The sequence below is a fragment of the Enterococcus sp. AZ091 genome (assembly GCF_051714805.1).
GTDB classification, from domain to species: Bacteria; Bacillota; Bacilli; order Lactobacillales; family Enterococcaceae; genus Enterococcus_D; species Enterococcus_D gallinarum.
The window spans coordinates 1,262,405-1,280,064 of record NZ_JBIOSO010000001.1 but is presented as its reverse complement, the minus strand read 5'-3'; the positions used below and the strand labels follow the sequence as shown (position 1 = coordinate 1,280,064).

Sequence of the window (17,660 nt, the reverse complement as noted above, 5' to 3'; positions counted from 1 at the left end):
CGTCATTCATCGACAGTTATTTTTTGGGTAAATGAAATTGCTCCCATCGTTCAAACAATTCACCCACTTGAAAAAGTAAATCTTCACGGCCTTTTGATGCCATAAACTGAATTCCCAATGGCAAACCTTCCTCACTAACAGCTGTTGGAAGGCTGATTGCAGGTTGGCCCGTTAGATTGGCCAATTGCGTATAGGGCGTCAGTGCCAAACTTTTGTCGAACATCTGATAAATCAAGTCTCCGGCAGCAGCAGCTGTTCGTCTTTCTATCTCTTGCAGTTCGCGTCGAATCGTATCACTTTGCAAATCCTCTTCGATCAATGGCGCCGTTTGTGCTGTTGCAGGGGTCAAAAACAACTCATAATCTGCAAACAAAGCTTCCATCGTTACTGCCAGCTGATCCCAATATTGCAATGCCTGGATATAATCGGCAGCCGCTAATTTTTTGCCATATTGGTACAGCCCCCAAGTCATCAGCTCCATATCTTTCTGTTCCACTGGTCGTTGCAGCATTGCCTCGATCTCGGCAAACATTGCTGCTGTCTCTCCACCATTCATACGATAATAGCTTGCCATCATCGTTTGACCGTCAACAGGATAACGGATTTCTGTAACCTGATGTCCTTGATCTTCCAAAAATGCGACAGCTTTCTTGACAGCTAAGACAGCAGTTTTTGAAACTGGACTCCCGACTGGAGACTCGGTTGTGTACGCAACTCTCAGTGTTCGATTCTGACTGGGTCCATGATGTTTCCATTCGATTCTAGGTGCCTGATAGGGAGCCGCCGGTTGAGACGTACGTAATCCATAAAACAAACGTTCCGTATCTCTCATAGAAAGCGTCAATGCAAAATTGATCGAAGCACCTTGCCAACTACGCCATTCTTGAGGTCCCACTGGCATAGTTCCTCGCGTCGGTTTTAACCCAATTAGTCCGTTGAAAGAAGCTGGGATACGAATGGAACCGCCTCCATCACTAGCAGCAGCTAATGGAAATAGTCCAGCCGCTACGACGGCCGCCGCTCCACCGCTGGATCCCCCTGCCGAATAGGCGGACTGCCACGGATTGCGTGTTGGACCGTACAATACTGGATCGGTAACATTTTTGAAACCAAATTCCGGGGCATTGGTTTGACCCAAAGGAATCAATCCTAGCTGTTCCAGCCCGTTGACAAATGCACTCGTCTGCTCTGCTTTTGCATTTGCAAACAATGCAGCCGCCGATGTGGCCGGCCACCCCGCTTTACTTTGACCCAATATTTTAAGTGGTATTGGCAGCCCGCCGAATAAAGCCGCTTTTGTTTGCGGATTCTGTTCATACTGCTTAATTGCTGCTTGCCGATCAAAAGAAACAAGCGCATTTAACGTTGGTTCAACTTGCTGAATTTTTTCTTCGATCCTAGCTGTCAATTCCGAAAAACTGATTTTCTTCTGCGTTAATTGCTCTGCCCAATAGGTCGCATCTTCCATAAATCTCCCGCCTTTCATCGTAACAATTATAGCTTCTGTACTAAAAACAAAAAAAGCTTTTAATTAACAACCAATATACCAAACAGAGTGAAAAAGTTCAATACAAATATAACAGAATAACACTCTGTATTATTAAAAAGAAGCAATTTGTTTGATAGCGGTTCCCTTATTTTTCGCTACTCTTGTGTACATCACACAGGGGGGTCTACAGCATGGAAATCGTTCCCCAAAAAACTGTGCCATCTGTCAGACATATGTAACCCCGAAGAAAAGAGAGGCCGTTTCATGGCCTCTCTGGTTCTTTCGGGTATCCTGTCTTTAAGTAACGGATGTCACAGCATTCAAGTGTGTTAAACTAAATGATTTTTTTCAAGGATTTCGCCGATATAGGTATCTTTCGTCTTCTTAACAAATCCTTCTACTAATTTGCGTTCGATAAATGGCAGCTCCATCTCAGTCAATTTTTTCTTGTCCGATAAATAGTAAATCGCATTGGCCAATGTACGCAGATCATAGGCAGAAGCAAAGACTTCTGGAACGCCTCGTTCAATAGCTAACAATTGGTAGACAGCTTCCATCGCCGTTCGTACAGAATATTCAGTCGTAAAGACGGTATCACGTTGCGTTTCGGCAAAGTTGCCGATGAAGGCTAAGTTTCGTGAACCATTCGGTATCACAAGCGGACGATCTCCAGGTTCCCGCAACATGAAGTAAGAAGTGATAAAAGGCATATACACAGGGATCGCTGAACATGATTCATTAGAGATCCGTAGAATTTCATCTTCTGGAACACCTAAGTGATACAATAGTTCTTGAACGATTTCTTGTCCGGAACAGTGTTCAATCGGTTTTTTGATATAATTTCCTGGTGTATTAGACAATAGACCATAAACCCAAGTCACCGTTTGTTGATCGCCTTGCTCTTTGAAATGAGGTTGACGATGGGTCGCAAAACTCATCAGCCAATTTGAATCTTTGATGGTGACGATCCCACCGGTCACTACTCTTCCTGTCCGTAATTTCCGTTTTGTCAAACGAGAAATATAAGGTTCAATATCAAAGTTTTGCCATGTGACTGTCGCTGATACAAACCAGCTTTCTGCTGGCAGATTGTCATAAAAGACTTCTGGGCGACCAAATTCAGGAGATTGAGCAGCCAAGTTCTTCCAAAGATTCCAACTGCCGCCTAATTCATGAGTAATAGGGGCAGGCGTATGGTGATCCCCTTCAGTCGAACTCTCCGTGATTGAGCCGTTTGTTACAAACACCAGATCATCTGCTGTCAAAGTGATTTCTTGGGCTTTGCCATTTCTCATCAGTGTGATACTTTGGGCGATTTTCTCTCCTTCAGTGATCTTCACGTCAATATTCATGACTTTGGTTTCATATTGGAAATCGACACCTTGTGCATCAAGGTAAGCTAATAATGGTTTAACTAACGATTCATATTGATTGTAACGAGTAAATTTCAAAGCCGTGAAATCAGGCAATCCATCGATATGGTGAATGAATCTTAAAACATATCTACGCATTTCGATGGCAGAATGCCATTTTTCAAAAGCAAACATCGTACACCAATAAAGCCAAAAGTTTGATTCAAAGAACTCGTCTCCAAAAACATCCTCGATCCGTTTGCCAACAAGCTGATCTTCTGAAATCATAAATAGTTGGACCAACTCTTTTTGGGCTGCTGCTGATAAAGTGAATTCTCCGTCATCTGCTGCTCGTTGGCCACGATCATGAATGATCCGACAATTGGATGAGTTTGGATCGTCATGATCCAACCAATAAAATTCATCTAAGACGGAGGCATCTTCTACCTCCAATGATGGAATCGAACGGAATAAATCCCATAAACATTCAAAATGATTTTCCATTTCACGGCCGCCTCGAGTGACAAAGCCATCATGAGGAATAAATTTGCCGTCGAGTGAGCCGCCTGAAAGAGACAGCTCCTCCAGCACATGGATTTTCTTTCCCTCCATGTGTCCGTCACGAATCAAAAAGACTGCTGCTGCTAATCCAGCTAATCCGCCACCAACAATATAGGCCTGTTTTTTTTCGACATCTTTCGGTTTTCTGCTTCTTGCAAAAGCTTCATAATTTCCGTTTGTATATCTCATATGATCCCCTCCTAATATTGGTACGAATCCATGGTAGCAGTATCTTCTATTTGTGACAAAAATAACAACCGCTATTTTTCACAGATTTAGACAAATAAAGTCGTTTGTCCAAAAGTGCAAAGAATAGCAGCACTTCGTTGCCTTGTTCTAATTAAAAAAGACGGTCCCATAAACAGTCAACAAACAGACGGAACGACCGGATCTAAACAAAGCCCAATAAATTCTAACGATCGCAACTGCTGCTATAGTACCTAGGCACTCTCACAGTTTCCAAGACGCGGCAGCCACTTTCTCTCATTTACAATGTCCGTTTATTTTCACTCATGGCACAGTTCTCTGTAGCGGAACAACAATCGATTACTTTTTTTGCTTATTCATCTGATATAAGCCATCTATTTATGCCCGTTAAGCCAAACCAAATAGACTTCTAGCAATGATGCCCTAATTTGAGCACCTGACTTTAGCGGCTTTGTTCGTTTCTACAAATCAGCTGCGCCCAATCTGCATGCGTTCAGAAGTATCGATTTTTAATAAACTGCAAATCAGTGGTGCCAACTCTAATTGATTCATTTTTTCGATCCCACAGTCTGGCGGAAAAATATCTGAAAAAATATAGAGGGGGACTTCGCGATGAGCAGCCATGCTTCCGCCATGCAACCCATATTCATCCATTCCGTGGTCCGCAGTAACAATCACTTGATAACCTGCAGCCAACCAATCGTGCAAATACAGACCAATCAATTGGTCTGCTTGGTTGACGGCTCTTCGGTATTCTTTTGAAACAGCCGTATAACGATGTCCCGCGGCATCGATATTCATGGAATGTATCAGTAACAAATTCGGCTGATACGTGTGCAGTAAATAATGTCCATCTGCAAACACATGTGAATCGGGATACTGGTTTTCACTATAAAAGATCCCATGTTGGATACTTTTTTTGTGGTCGTGTTGAATACGATCTCGTTTGATTTCATAAGGTGCTTGATTGAATAATTCACTTTGCCAATAATGTGCTGCAGCTGCAGTACTTCCGCCGGCAGCTTTGACAAGATCAAAAATCGAGAGTTCTTTGGAATGTTGACCATCGGCATTGGTCAGAATCCCATTCCGGTAGCTTGGTACACCAGTAGCCAACACTTCATACAATGGCCGAGAACTGCTAGGCATTTCAGCATGGACTTTGATCAATTGTGCTTGTTTATAATCCACATGATGATTCAAGATCCCCATCTGTTCAACCGCGGTATCGTATCGGCAGCCATCCAAAACCAGTAAAAGCAGCTTTTCGGTTATTTGCGATTTAATGGACATAGCTTGTCACCCCCATCTGTCGGTCTTTGCTGATTCTCAAAAGCCATTTCCTAATTACTATTATAGCTAGCCCGTTTAGTATCTTTTTCTTAGCAAGTCCACGTTGGAACCGGATACTTTTTTGAGGATCCAAAATCCGTTTGCTTTTGGAGGTGTTTCGTTTACAATCCCTTGCAGGGATATGGGGCAGTCTCTTTTCAATAAGTACCTTTAGCCTATCATGATTCATCTTTTCACCTCATTACTCATTTACTCCATCCTATCAAGCAATCGTTAACATCCAGTAAGCGTTATGAAAAGTTCATGTTAAGTTGGTAAACTTTTGCCTAACACAATAAAGGGCTCGTAAGTGTCCCCCCTTAAAAAAGCGACAAAAAAGAGCCAAATCATCACTTTGATGGCTTGGCTCTCACAGGAAAAAATTTATTTTTTCAGTCTTTCTCATATCAATAAATAAATATTGACTTTTATTGACAAATCTCACAGAATTCTGTTATCTTTTCACGTTTTTCTAATAAAACACTTGCATTTTTTCATTAAATATGGAAACGTTCCCTTGATTTATACCCTCGCTTTCTATAAAATAAAAGCGAATAGAAACCAAAAAAGGCACCCCATCCCTTAGCGGCAACTAAGGAATAGGGCCTTGATTTGTCAGCAGCAACTGACCATCAAGTTTGCCATAGTCAATGCAGTACATCAACGTGTTTATTGTACCCAATTTTCTGGGTGATTTCTACCTCTTTTTAGGTAAATCAACACGCTTTGGTCTGCTTATTTCACTATGACAAAGGTATTGGGCAGGATCGTCCGATACCTCTTTTTTATATATATCCTTTTTTAAATTTGGGCGCTTAGCGATCAGATGTAAGTTGTCCCGTTCGATCCTGTCCCCTTTTTCCAGCGACGTTTCATGATTATCTTCCAAGGGGGAGTGAGGATAGTACGTGTGAACGTCGCTATTCAGACAAAGGTTGCCTCGGTTTCTATTCCATAAAAAAACAATCGATCATCTGACCGATTGTTTTTTTGTCCACGCAGTGGTTATTTATATTTTTCTTCTAATTTACTCATCCAAGCTCCTAACCAGTACCCTAAAACAAACAGTATCACACCGCTGACCGCAGTCAGCCAAGTAAATCCGCTATAATCAGCCACTGGTGGCAAGACGATTAATACTGTTGATGCAATCACAATTCCCAAAATAAAGTGATAGACTTTCGAATGATAATGCTCCAAGAGCCACTCCATCAATTTTGAGAACAGCAGCATCACGAGTAGACCACCAATTGCGATCGGCAAGAAGACGCCTAAGATGTCGAACCCCTTGAAGCCTTTCAACATCGGATCATACAAACCTAATACGAGCAATAAGTTAGATGGGCTTAATCCAGGCACCAACACACCTAATGCAATCAATCCGCCGGCCAAAACAAATCCTAAAAAGTTTGCTGGGATCGTTCCTAGAATATCACCCATGAAATAAAGAAATAAGAAACCGATGATCATTGTACCAAAGAACCAAAACAGATCCCCCATAGTTCGTTTGCTTTTAAGAGTCGATTCTTTTGCAAGTGCAGGCAATGTACCAATAATGGCTCCGGCAAATCCCCATAAGACGACAATCTGATAATTTTGCAGCAGCCATTCTAACGGTTTCGATAAAAGCCCGATCCCAACGATCCCGCCGATCCCTACTGGCAAGAAAAAGAGCAGATTTTCTTTGAAGTTTTTCGTTAAATGTGCCATAAAACGCAGCATTCGTTCATAGATCCCTAAAATTGCTGCTAGAACTCCACCGGAGACCCCCGGCAAAATAAATCCTAAAGCAATAACGACTCCTTTTAAAAATCGTGATAATACACTTTCAGTTTTTTGTTGTCCCATTCTTGTCTCCTTCATCTGTCACCATAATTTTCATTTTTTAGTTAGTCATTTACTACTATACTGGAAGCTCTATTAATTGAAAAGGAATTTTCATCCTCCTCTTGCTCCCTCTTTCGAAGTCACTAATGGCATCTCTCATCGACAGGTTTTCGACTTTGATTTTTCAACAACGAATCGAAGAAGAGTGACTCTCTTCATATTTGTTTTTCCATTAAATAATCGGTCTGTTCATCATCCCCCATGAAGAAAGAATGACTGCCTACTCGTCGAAAGCCCATCTTGTTATAAAAAGCCAATGCATTGGCATTGTGTTCCCATACGCCTAACCACAAAGACGTCTTTTGTTTTGCCTTGGCAAACTCTTCCGCAAAAGACAACAATTGCTGACCATAGCCGCGGCGTTTGTAGTCACTTCGGATGTAGATCCGCTCAACTTCAAGTCCCTCTGGTGCAATCGGCTCAGTTTGAGCTGTTCCCCAATTAAGCTTTAGATAACCAGCAATTGCTTCTTCTTGCAAAAAGAAAAAAGCAGACTGCGGATTTTTCAGTTCTTTGTGCAATTTTTCTGAATGATAAGCAGCCTCTAAATAAGCTTGCATATTTTCTTCCGTATTATATGGCGCAAATGTGTCCTGATACGTCTCAATACTGATGGCTTTCAACTCAACAAGGTCAGCCGGTGTACATTGGATAATTCCCATGATAAACTCTCACTCCGATCCATTTCATTTCGTTCTATTGTGGCATAATTCATTGCCAAAGACAATAAAAAATAGTTCGTCAGCAGGCGCCCATTCAACTGTTGCTGGGATTCTGCTTGACGAACTATCGGATCAGTAAAAAACTGTTTATAGCCAAGATCCGGAAAATTGGTGGATCACCATAGTAGTTGGATCTTCCTCAACTTCGCCGGTAATATAACTTTTTGGCGAGAAAGTCATTTGCGGGAAAATTTCTACCCCTTTAACCGTTTGACGCTGATTGTTTAGTTGCAGACCATATTCCTGCAACAATTCAGTGACTCGAATGACGTTGGTTACTACATCTTCCGTTTTTTCTGCTCGCACAAATTCACGATCATCATAGTCATGATACCATTCTTCCATGAAAGGATGATGAGGCACTGCACCGATGATACCGGTGGAAATTTTGGTTTCGATCTCAAATCCCATAAATGCCTCATAGTTTAATAGATCATCTAATGGTTTTACCACTTCGACATCGGTATCCATATAAATGCCGCCTTCTGTCACTAATGCATACAAACGAACAACGTCAGAAACAAAGGCCCATTCTTCTTGTTTGTAGGCTTCTTGTAAGTAAGAACCAAATTTTGAAAGATCGATCGTTGATTCATCCCAGCGTTTGATCTCATAGTCTGGGCAAAATTTGCGCCAGGTTTCGATATATTTCTGTTCGCTTTCCCCTAATTCATTGCCCCCAAACCAGCAATAATGAATGATTTTTGGAATCATTTTACCCTCTCCTTTTTGATTTCGTTAATTTAAGTGTACAGGGTTTTCTCTCCTTTTCAAAATCATATACACTGTTACTATCAAATAAATCGTAGCAGTTCGTTCTTGATACCGGTGATTTCCTATAATCAACCCAGATACAAAAAAGCCATAAAAAAAGCCCCGCTGCCGTGGCTTTCAAAGGTTTCAGTTCTTTGAATTTCTGGCTGCGTGCGGCAGAGGAAGGCTCTTTTTATTACTATTTTTTATTACATATAATGATTGTCCCGTAGTTTCGCTTGGCGAATATCTGCAATCGTTTGAGTCCCTGCTAATTGCATTACCATCTCTAATTCTTTTTTGAAGAAATCGAACACTTGCTGAACGCCTGTTGTACCGCCTAACGCTAATCCGTAAATCACTGGACGTCCAATCGCCACTAGATCAGCACCAGAGGCGATTGCTTTAAAGACGTGCTGCCCACGGCGCACACCGCTGTCAAAGACGATCGGAACTCTGCCAGCGACGGCATCTGCTACGATCTGTAAAGAATCAAAAGCAGCTGGTCCACCATCTAACTGACGGCCACCATGATTTGAGACCCAAATCCCTTGTGCTCCAGCATCTAACGCACGTGCTACATCTTCTTCTGATTGAACCCCTTTGACATAAACAGGTAAGTCAGATTCCTTCGCAATGAACGCCACATCTTGAGGACTCAGTTTTTGTTTGGAGGAGCCATATACCGCATCCATTGTTTGTCCGATTCCAGACTGATAAGCTTGCACAATTGGCATAGCCAATGGAAAGGTAAAGCCGTTACGGCGATCCGTTTCTCGGTTGCCACCAACTGTGGCATCCGCTGTTAAAACAATCGCTTTGGCACCATTGCGTTTCGCCATCGCCAAAATATCCCGATTGATGCCATCATCTTTGCTCATATAGAATTGAAACCACTGAGGTGCTTGTTCTCCGCCGGCTGCCCGAATTTCTTCTAGCGTACAGGAAGCATAAGAACTAGCTGTGTAAATTGTACCGAAGCGCGCAACTCCTTTTGCCGAGGCTTTCTCCGCATTGACATTGGCCAAGCCATGAGCGGCCACCGGAGCCATGATGATCGGTGCATTTAATGTATCACCGAAAAAAGTAGTCCTGGTGTCTGGTAATTCAATGTCTTTGAGGACATGAGGAATAATCAGCTTATGATTGAATGCGCGTTCATTTTCTCGATAAGTGAAGGTATCTCCCGCACCGCTAGAGATGTAGCCATAGCCTCCTTTGGGAATCACTTCTTTTGCTGCCTCTTCTAAATCACGCATGTTGATAAAATCGACTGCGCCTTCTGCCGTACTTGCTTGATAAATTTTTTCCATCCCTATCCCTGCTCTCCAATAAGATAACGTTTACAATATTATGTTACGCTTGTTTGGTCAGCCAAGCAACTGATTCGCTCCAACGCTGGTAGTCACTCTTTTTTGATCACTCTCAAGCTGATTGACGTATTCTCCAGGAGAGCCACGAAGGTTTTTCACAAAGAGAAGCCTTTGCAGCAACCTTTCGGACTTTTTTTCACTAGCAAATACAGCTTATGGTATGATATGATTCGTTTGAAAGGGTTAAGATGATTTCTTATGAAAGGATGGCATTATTGAATCTATTCGGATTAAAATTTGGTTTGCGAAATCTAAAAACGGGGATCAGCGTCTTCATTTGTATTCTTCTAAGTTTTCTTCTACAGCGTGAGACATACGTTGTTTCAACGATCACAGCTGTCTTTACCTTAAGAGAAGATCATGGGACTACTGTCAAATACGGCCGGCATCGGATTGCTGGAAATACCTTTGGCGCATTAGCATCGATCATCTGTATCGGAATTTTTAAATTTTTTGGCTACACACACCTTGTTCAGCTGCTATCGATTCCTTTCGTTATCATGCTGATGATCGCATTATTAGTGAAATTCGACTATCACGAAGGAACGGTCGGTGCCTGTGCTACCCTATTGACGATTTTATTTATGGTTCCCCAAACTGAATCCTATCTTTATGCCTTTAACCGGGTGATCGATAGTTTCATTGGGATGGCTGTTGCGATTGCCGTCAACCGCTGCTTGCCTGCATCAGCTAAAATAGTGGAAGAATAAGGTAAAAAAACGTGCTGAGCTAAATTGCTCGGCACGTTTTTGCTTTAGTCATAAAGGATTTCCTCGGATTCCCTTTTCAAACAAGAAGCACTCGAAAAATAAACCATTTTCGAGTGCTTCTGTTTTTTTGAGAGTGTAACGAACCTATGTCCCAACAATTTGTTCATTCTTATTTCATCATGCACAACGTCTTAATTACTTACGTAAATCGCAAAAAACATCAATGCTGCACCTAACATGACAAACAAATGCCAGATTACATGGGTGAATCGTCTATTTTTCATACTATAAAAGAGCGAGCCTACAGAATAAGCGATTCCTCCAGCAACTAACAGTAGTAATCCGGTCAAATCGATATTCTGATAGAGCTTAGGTAAGACAACAATGATTGCCCACCCCATCACATTGTAGATGATCGTTGAAACTTTCGATACTTTGTTCGTTTTTGTCAACGTCAAAGATTTGTAAATAATCCCTATTACTGCGGTGGTCCAAATGACACTAAGCAAGATCAACCCAGCCATTCCCTGTACGACTAAGAGGCAAAATGGGGTATACGTACCAGCGATCAAGAGATAGATCGAGCAATGATCGAATACTTGGAAAACTTTCTTTGCCTTCGTAAAAATCAGGCTATGAAATAACGTAGAGGAAAAGAAAAGCAGAAAAAGCGAACTTCCATAAATCGCAAAAGCGACATAATCTAAGGTGGTATGGGCGCGATCCATCAGCAAATTAAAGCAAAACAAACTTAACAACGCTGCGATCCCATGGGTCACTGCATTTAATACTTCATTGATGATTTGATACTTTCGACTAAATTCTATCTCCATCTTGATCCACTCCGTTTCATTTCTTCGACTCCATTATACTCGAAAAACTATCTGATTACCAAAACTTTTTCATCTAGTTTTTAAAACTACATGTATTTTTAACTTTTGTAAAATGTTTTATCACCATCACCAAAGACAGCATCAAAAGGACAACGATCAAACCAGTCACGAGTAAAAAGGTCGTTCGTTTTGCTTGCTGCACTTTTGACAATGACGCGCTTATTTCCTCTTGCTCAACTGCGACCCTGTGTCCGCGAACCAGCAAACGGTGACTATTGATCATATAAGGGGTGCAAGTAACTAGTGTGACCAGGTCTTGGTTATCTTGGATCTGAAGTGCTTCTGTTTTTGTCGGCGCGACGGTTTGTATTTGATCGATTTGATACGCAAGATATTGACCATTGATTTCGATATAAAAGCGATCCTCTATCTGTAACCGAGGTAGATCTGTAAAGAGTTTTGCTTGTGGTAATCCTCGGTGACTAGAAAGTACCGCATGTGTCGATACTCCTCCGACTGGATATGAAGTTCCCTCGAGCAGACAGGCCCCTTTCTCCAATAGTTTTGTTGTCGTCTGATCAAAGATTGGTAAATTGACATTGATTTTCGGGATCGTCAAAACACCTATCGTGTGTGCTTCTATATAAGATTTCAGCGAGTTCTGCTTTTCCTTTTTTTCCTTGGAAAATGGGTCTGCTTCTGTCTTAGGTTCATTTGATGCCATTTTTTCATTTGCTTCACGCATCTGCTTGTTCAACTCAGCAATCACTGACGCATGTTCAGATTTTGCTTTTTTCTGATAGTTTTTGATGATTTGTTGATCGAGATAGTCATTCAATGTATCGCTAACAAAGGGATACGCCAAGCTGAGGATACCGATAAAAAATACCAATAGCATGATTAGATCTAAAGGATGCCTTTTTTTTTGCTTCATTTCATTCTCCTCAGCTATCCATTCGTTCTTCGTTTGACACTAAGCCTTATATCTTTTTATCCAGTAGACACCTACTATCGTCAATAAAACGACGCCTAAACCAATATACAAAGTAACTCCCTCGCCGCCAGTTGCTGGTAATGTTCCTTTCTGTTTGTTTGGTACTTTTTCTGGAGTAACCAATTCATTCGCCACCGCATAAGATTGTGAATCTACTTTGAAAGCAATTCGTTCATTTAATTTGATATAGCTATTCGGTGCTTTGGTTTCTTCCAAATATTAGGTTCCATAAGCTAATCCTGTAATGTCTACTAATCCATCGTTCGTTGTATTGAAAGTTGTTGCTTTCTCCGGAGAATTCGTCCACGCCACTGCTTTTGTGACTGGATCAATGATCAAATAGTTCGCGGTCGCCGAATTTTCGTCGCGTACGACAAACGATGTACCTGCCAATGGCCGTAGCTCAATCACTGCCCCATCTACTTTTATGAATCTTTTTCCCCCTGTCAGAACCTCAACAGTCGGTGGTGTTTGATCTGTCGTGTGACCATTATCGACATTTGCTTCGTTTTTATAACCTTTCGTCGGATCTGCTAGTTGATTCAAATACATGTAATAAACGAATCGCAACGTTCCACCTGGAGTCAGGGAAGGGATATATGTGGGCGCAATTGCTACTGTAAAACCATTGGCATGTTCAGTGATCTGATAATTATTAGTATCAATGAGACGTTCACCATCATAGAGTGCATAGCTTGTTTCTCCCTTGGACTGATTCATAAATGTCAATGCAGGATCGTGGCTATCGATCAATTTGAATGAGGTATACTTGTTGCTCTCCTCCTCTTTATCGGCAATCCCATCAGGTATATTGACGGTGATCTCATAGTTGATTGCTTCACCGATGGCTACATCTTGTCCTTCTAATTGGGGCGTGTCTTTTTCTACTTTAGTCGTATCATTTTTTACCGTCTTTGCTACAGGCGTTTGACTTCCTGAAATGATGGTAAATAGCGTAGTTGTTTGGTCGGCAATCATCTCAGCATTTTCAGGCGCTTTGACTTCCTCCAATACATACTCTCCGACCTCTAAACCAGCGACGATCATTTGTCCTTTAGCCGCAGCACTCTCGACAAAGTCCTCTTCTCCTATTTCATAACGATTGCCGCTGACAAAGTGTTTCGCCTTTGATTTGTCTGACGTCCATGTATACATACCTTGTGCAACGCCTTGTATATATTTTGTTACCTCTGATTCTTGTTTGACAATGACGAATTCCGCACCGTTCAGTGCTTCACCCTCAGCGGAACCAATTTTCGTGACTTGCAGTGTGCCATCATTTTCAACAATGTTTTTAGGATACAAATGAATCATCGATAGTTCTTCTGTTCCATATTGATACGTACCGTCTGCTTGTTTGATCAATTCATACACAGGAAACGCCACGACCATATTTGCAGCAGCAGTCACCCCTGGTTTTGCCGCTTCTTTGATCACATAGACGGCATCTTTTCCTGCTTGTTTTTTGGGCAATGATAAAGAAAGATCCCCATGGGTATCCGTACTGCCTGAAAAAAGAGCTGTGCTGAAAGTTTGTGATTGCACCTGTGCTTTCGCTTCTTCAATCGTTGCGCCGTTTTCTCTTGCTTTAGTAAATGCTGCGGTCGCATCGTAGACATGGAAGGTGACGTCAGCTAGTCCTTGATAGTCATCAAACTCTGCCATTTCCTTCCCTGTGTTTTGGATCCCTTGACTTGGAAAATCCAACATTTTCTTCTTGTGGATCACCAGTTGCACCTCAGTTCCATCCGCATACACGTGCTGGATAGAAATCAATGCTGCCAATGTTACTAGTGAAATAAAACATAGTACCAATCGTTTGATATACTTTCTCTTCTTCATTTTCTTTACTCCTATTCTTTTAATAAACAATGAATTTTCCTACGATCAATTTGCCATCAAGAAAACCATTTTTTCACTCCATTTCAGAACCAACAATGAACAAAAAAGGAATCCTCTAATCAATAGTGCTTACTCATTGATTTCCCTTTTTCTTCGCAAAAACGAATAGATGGCAAATGAAACAATGCCGCTGAGACTAGCAATGATGCCAAGTCCTCCCATGCCGCCGGTCTCCGGCAGAGAGAGCAACGCCTGATTGGTAACCACTAATTGCAATTGGTTGTTTTTGTTCCCACTTTGTAAGTGCACTTCTGTTGGTTCTCCAGCTATTGTCACTTCGCCATCCTCTTGGATAACAATTTGCACTGGTTCCTTTAGCCCGACATGGCCTTCTGGTGTTTTGATCTCCTCCAGCGTGTAATTCCCGGGTTTGAGATCTTCAAAAACAAAGGTGTCGATTGCTGTTTCATCACTTGGTAATTCGATTTGTTCAGCTGAACCAGATAGTCGGAATGCCGCGCCTTTTAACGATTGACCTGTGTCTGTTTGCTTTAAGACAGTTAAATCAAATGGTTTGATTTGATTGCTATGTGTCAGCGTCCAAACTGCTGCATGTTCTACATTTTTCCCGTCATATTCAATCGTTCCATAAGGATCCACTTCAAACTCATAATTTCCTGGAATCGTATCATAGCCAAGCGGTCCTGCGGTTTCCACTATTCGGTATTTGCCAGATTTTTGGATGGTAAATTGCGCCAATCCTGATGCCGCTGTGGTGGCTTCTTTCAGTGTTTGATAGCTTCCTTTATCCGCTTTTATTTGTAATGCAAAGGTCGCGTCTGCCAAATTTACTTTTTCTTTGCCTTTTTCTGTATACTTTCTTATAGCGATCGGAAGGTCTAAAAAAGTGTTCTCGATTGTCAACTGGATGACTTGGTCGTCAACTGCTGTTTTTTGACCGTCCACTGTTACTGCGCCATTATTAGAAATCGCGATATCCCACATGTGCTTTTCTGAGCGTTCGTGTCCAGTGGGTGGACTGATTTCTGTCAATGTATAGTTTTTTCCTTTTTCAAGAAGTGTTCCTTCTGGCAACGAATACGTACCATCTTGATGATCGATCAGCTGAATCTCCCGCTCCTCAATCGTTAGTTGGAATACCGCGCCTTTTAGGAGATGATCATTTGCAGAAGATTTCTTGGTTACTTTTAAGTCTAAAGGGACAAATTGTTTTGTATTTTTCCAAGTCGTTGCATTGACTTTTTCTGATTGATAGCCGGGAACCGCTTCTTCATTGACCGCCTCATAGTGGAAATCTTGCCCTAGATTGTTGTATTTCGGTAGCCCAAGGATTTCTCTGATTTCTTCACTAGATTCTAAAACTTTGGTGACTTTTGTTCGCTCCCAACGATTTGTTTCGTCCTTTGCTGGCTTATTTAATTGTATATAGCCATTTTCCCAACTTGATGATTGAGTGATCCCCCTTCGCTTGATTTCGTAGATCACTTTTTCTGGTCGCGTTGTCAGATCTTCATCAAATTCTTCCCATTCTTTGAAGAAATCAAGAGAAACACTGGGCGCTTTCGCTGATGGAATACCAAATTTAGCAACTACATCTGGGTTGGACGTTGGCTGAAAGGTGGTCGAACCATTCATCTGATACCACCTATCTGGTTCGAATGTTTTACTTTCTGTTTGGATTCTAACTTGATAATGCAGTTGGATCTCTTGGCCTTTTTCTAAATAGATTTGCTCGACTCGAATGATAGAATCCTCAATGGCTAGAATCGGTTCAACAGATAAAGGACTCGTTCCGACACTTTTAACAGAAACACTTTCTGTTTCATAAACGAATGGCTCAATGATCGGATCAGTGATTTTCCCATCAACGACGGTCCCAGACAATTGCACAGCTTTTCTGGCTAAATAATCAGCAATATCTGAGGAATCATTTGCAGACTCGTAATACAGTGTCCCATCCTCCCCATTCGAGACCATTTTCCGCATTCGACTCTCGACTTCTTCTTTCGTGAGTCCTGCGGTTTCATCCCCCTGTAGTTGGATTCCTAACCCATGGATTTCGATTCCTCGTTGCTTCAATGCCATTGCTTCACCGATCGTAGCAATAAATGTCGAATTGATCCAACGCCGTTGCGAAGATTGGTTGCTTACTGAAGCAAGATAAGGGGGGAAGATTTTCGAAGTATAGTCTGGATGATCAATACGTCCGCTAAAGGCTGTACCATAATAACTACCATCTTCATCGTCCATTACACTAGATACTTGATACGAGCAAGTCGGAACGCCATCGGTTAAGAGAACGATCACTTTTTTGTGTCCATTTTGTTCTGATAATAATTCTCCTGCCTGTCGTAACCCATTTTGAGTAAATGTTCCGCCACTTGTTGAAAGAGGGGTTGCTGCTTTGATTTCTTCTTTTACACTATCAAAGGCTTTTAGCGGAATCGTACGGTTGCTATATCCTTCACTTGAGAATCCGACATACCCTAAGTTGATTTTTTCCGTCACGCCACTATCTGATAATGTATCAATAAATCGGTCAATGCCATTTTTCACCTCAATGATCCGATTTTCTTCATTCATACTCCCAGACCAGTCTGCAACGAATACGATATCAAGTGGAAGAATGTCCTTTTGCGTGTTACCTCGGACATTTACATACAGATCAAACAAACCTGGAGTTGCTGTCTCTTTAGCAAATTTTCGGATCGCATAATCGGCTGCTTCTTTCTCCCCACCATATTCAATATAAGAATTATTTTGATTGGTTGGATCACCATCCCAATTAGTCACTCCATCCCATTGTTGTTTTCCCTGACGATTGCCTTGGTGATTTCGTACATACTGATTATTATTTGGTTGCCACATCGCTTTCGGATAAGTACCTTGCCCATCCGTTACATACTCTGGTTCGATCGTAGTTAATCCATCGGAACTCACCTGTCCGTTGAACAATTGCGGCTGATCAAACGGATGATACTCGTCCGAGATGACCGAGGAATCCTCTGATGTATCATATACTTCAGAGGATGCTGTTGTTTCCGCTATATCTTCACTTGTAGCTGACGGCTCTTTCTTCTCATTAGCGATAGAGAATGGATAAGAAGCGGCTTCTGATAAAAGTAACTTTCCTGCTTTTTCTTCAATCTGAATATTGAGTTGAAACTCTTTATTAGTATTTGGCAATGCGACATTCCATTCTTTTTCGACACCTCCCTGCGAAAAATCACTGCCTATCCATTTCTGTTGCTTCTCATCTGTATATTCTTGGTATTCCTGAGAAGTGTAAGAAGTAAGCAAATTGTTTTCAGCTGCATCCTTGGGATGCAGCTGAAATAAAAATCGTCTTTCTTGTGTTGACTCATTTAAGCGGTAAAAGAGGATCAAATGATCATCTGTTTGCTTGATACTCACTTCTCCATAATCATTTTTCAGCACCTCTACTACATCAACAACATCTTCATCATTTGCTACTACCTTGTTTATGTGTTGAGAATATAAGTAAGCGATGAAAAAGATGGCCAACAAACTAAGAAGGACAAGATGCTTTCCCTTTTTCATTTTTAGTGCCTCCTTCGAAATTT

Annotated in this window: 11 protein-coding genes and 1 pseudogene; 1 reads left to right on the top strand and 11 read right to left on the bottom strand. The window is 41.6% G+C overall.

All coding sequences use genetic code 11. From position 1 onward, the window contains the following. Positions 1 to 16: 16 nt before the first annotated feature. The 7 genes from IGJ28_RS06530 to IGJ28_RS06500 form a co-directional block, all read right to left on the bottom strand. Positions 17 to 1,468, bottom strand: coding sequence for an amidase (locus IGJ28_RS06530; protein WP_171917668.1), 1,452 nt, complete (start codon positions 1,466 to 1,468; stop codon positions 17 to 19). Between the two features lie 350 nt (positions 1,469 to 1,818). Beyond that, the gene (locus tag IGJ28_RS06525; protein ID WP_252712122.1) at positions 1,819 to 3,591 is read right to left on the bottom strand and encodes an oleate hydratase; all 1,773 of its coding nucleotides are present in this window, start codon (positions 3,589 to 3,591) and stop codon (positions 1,819 to 1,821) included. A 486-nt stretch (positions 3,592 to 4,077) separates the two neighbouring features. Further along, the gene (locus tag IGJ28_RS06520; protein WP_438845433.1) at positions 4,078 to 4,896 is read right to left on the bottom strand and encodes an alkaline phosphatase family protein; all 819 of its coding nucleotides are present in this window, start codon (positions 4,894 to 4,896) and stop codon (positions 4,078 to 4,080) included. A gap of 1,050 nt (positions 4,897 to 5,946) precedes the next feature. Beyond that, on the bottom strand, positions 5,947 to 6,789 hold the full coding sequence (locus IGJ28_RS06515) for a DUF368 domain-containing protein (protein ID WP_003127514.1): 843 nt from the start codon (positions 6,787 to 6,789) through the stop codon (positions 5,947 to 5,949). Positions 6,790 to 6,983: 194 nt separating this feature from the next. Beyond that, the gene (locus tag IGJ28_RS06510; protein ID WP_005471780.1) at positions 6,984 to 7,490 is read right to left on the bottom strand and encodes a GNAT family N-acetyltransferase; all 507 of its coding nucleotides are present in this window, start codon (positions 7,488 to 7,490) and stop codon (positions 6,984 to 6,986) included. A gap of 147 nt (positions 7,491 to 7,637) precedes the next feature. Next, complete coding sequence (locus tag IGJ28_RS06505) at positions 7,638 to 8,264, bottom strand: glycosyltransferase family 32 protein (protein WP_003127510.1); 627 nt, start codon at positions 8,262 to 8,264, stop codon at positions 7,638 to 7,640. Between the two features lie 248 nt (positions 8,265 to 8,512). Continuing rightward, positions 8,513 to 9,616, bottom strand: a complete 1,104-nt coding sequence (locus tag IGJ28_RS06500) for an alpha-hydroxy-acid oxidizing protein (protein ID WP_252712121.1) — start codon at positions 9,614 to 9,616, stop codon at positions 8,513 to 8,515. A gap of 275 nt (positions 9,617 to 9,891) precedes the next feature. Between IGJ28_RS06500 and IGJ28_RS06495 the strand changes: the two genes are divergently transcribed. After that, a complete protein-coding gene (locus IGJ28_RS06495) occupies positions 9,892 to 10,386 on the top strand; it encodes an FUSC family protein (protein ID WP_081445577.1) in 495 nt (164 codons plus the stop codon). A gap of 191 nt (positions 10,387 to 10,577) precedes the next feature. On the opposite strand, the gene trhA is transcribed toward IGJ28_RS06495, so the two are convergent. The 4 genes and pseudogenes from trhA to IGJ28_RS06475 all read right to left on the bottom strand — a co-directional run bounded on the left by trhA (position 10,578) and on the right by IGJ28_RS06475 (position 17,637). Continuing rightward, positions 10,578 to 11,219 carry a PAQR family membrane homeostasis protein TrhA gene (gene trhA / locus IGJ28_RS06490; protein ID WP_021149355.1) on the bottom strand — a complete coding sequence of 214 codons (642 nt, stop codon included), beginning with the start codon at positions 11,217 to 11,219 and terminating at the stop codon, positions 10,578 to 10,580. A 73-nt stretch (positions 11,220 to 11,292) separates the two neighbouring features. Continuing rightward, on the bottom strand, positions 11,293 to 12,153 hold the full coding sequence (locus IGJ28_RS06485) for a class C sortase (protein ID WP_175413541.1): 861 nt from the start codon (positions 12,151 to 12,153) through the stop codon (positions 11,293 to 11,295). Positions 12,154 to 12,192: 39 nt separating this feature from the next. Further along, a pseudogene (locus IGJ28_RS06480) lies at positions 12,193 to 14,055 on the bottom strand (pilin N-terminal domain-containing protein). A gap of 129 nt (positions 14,056 to 14,184) precedes the next feature. Further along, complete coding sequence (locus IGJ28_RS06475) at positions 14,185 to 17,637, bottom strand: SpaA isopeptide-forming pilin-related protein (RefSeq protein WP_438845294.1); 3,453 nt, start codon at positions 17,635 to 17,637, stop codon at positions 14,185 to 14,187. Between the last annotated feature and the right edge of the window lie 23 nt (positions 17,638 to 17,660).

Coding starts and splice junctions, on each gene's coding strand:
- IGJ28_RS06485 (WP_175413541.1), bottom strand. CDS start 12,153: ATGAAGCAAAAAAAAAGGCATCCTTTAGATCTAATCATGCTATTGGTA.
- IGJ28_RS06530 (WP_171917668.1), bottom strand. CDS start 1,468: ATGGAAGATGCGACCTATTGGGCAGAGCAATTAACGCAGAAGAAAATC.
- IGJ28_RS06510 (WP_005471780.1), bottom strand. CDS start 7,490: ATGGGAATTATCCAATGTACACCGGCTGACCTTGTTGAGTTGAAAGCC.
- IGJ28_RS06525 (WP_252712122.1), bottom strand. CDS start 3,591: ATGAGATATACAAACGGAAATTATGAAGCTTTTGCAAGAAGCAGAAAA.
- IGJ28_RS06505 (WP_003127510.1), bottom strand. CDS start 8,264: ATGATTCCAAAAATCATTCATTATTGCTGGTTTGGGGGCAATGAATTA.
- IGJ28_RS06500 (WP_252712121.1), bottom strand. CDS start 9,616: ATGGAAAAAATTTATCAAGCAAGTACGGCAGAAGGCGCAGTCGATTTT.
- trhA (WP_021149355.1), bottom strand. CDS start 11,219: ATGGAGATAGAATTTAGTCGAAAGTATCAAATCATCAATGAAGTATTA.
- IGJ28_RS06515 (WP_003127514.1), bottom strand. CDS start 6,789: ATGGGACAACAAAAAACTGAAAGTGTATTATCACGATTTTTAAAAGGA.
- IGJ28_RS06475 (WP_438845294.1), bottom strand. CDS start 17,637: ATGAAAAAGGGAAAGCATCTTGTCCTTCTTAGTTTGTTGGCCATCTTT.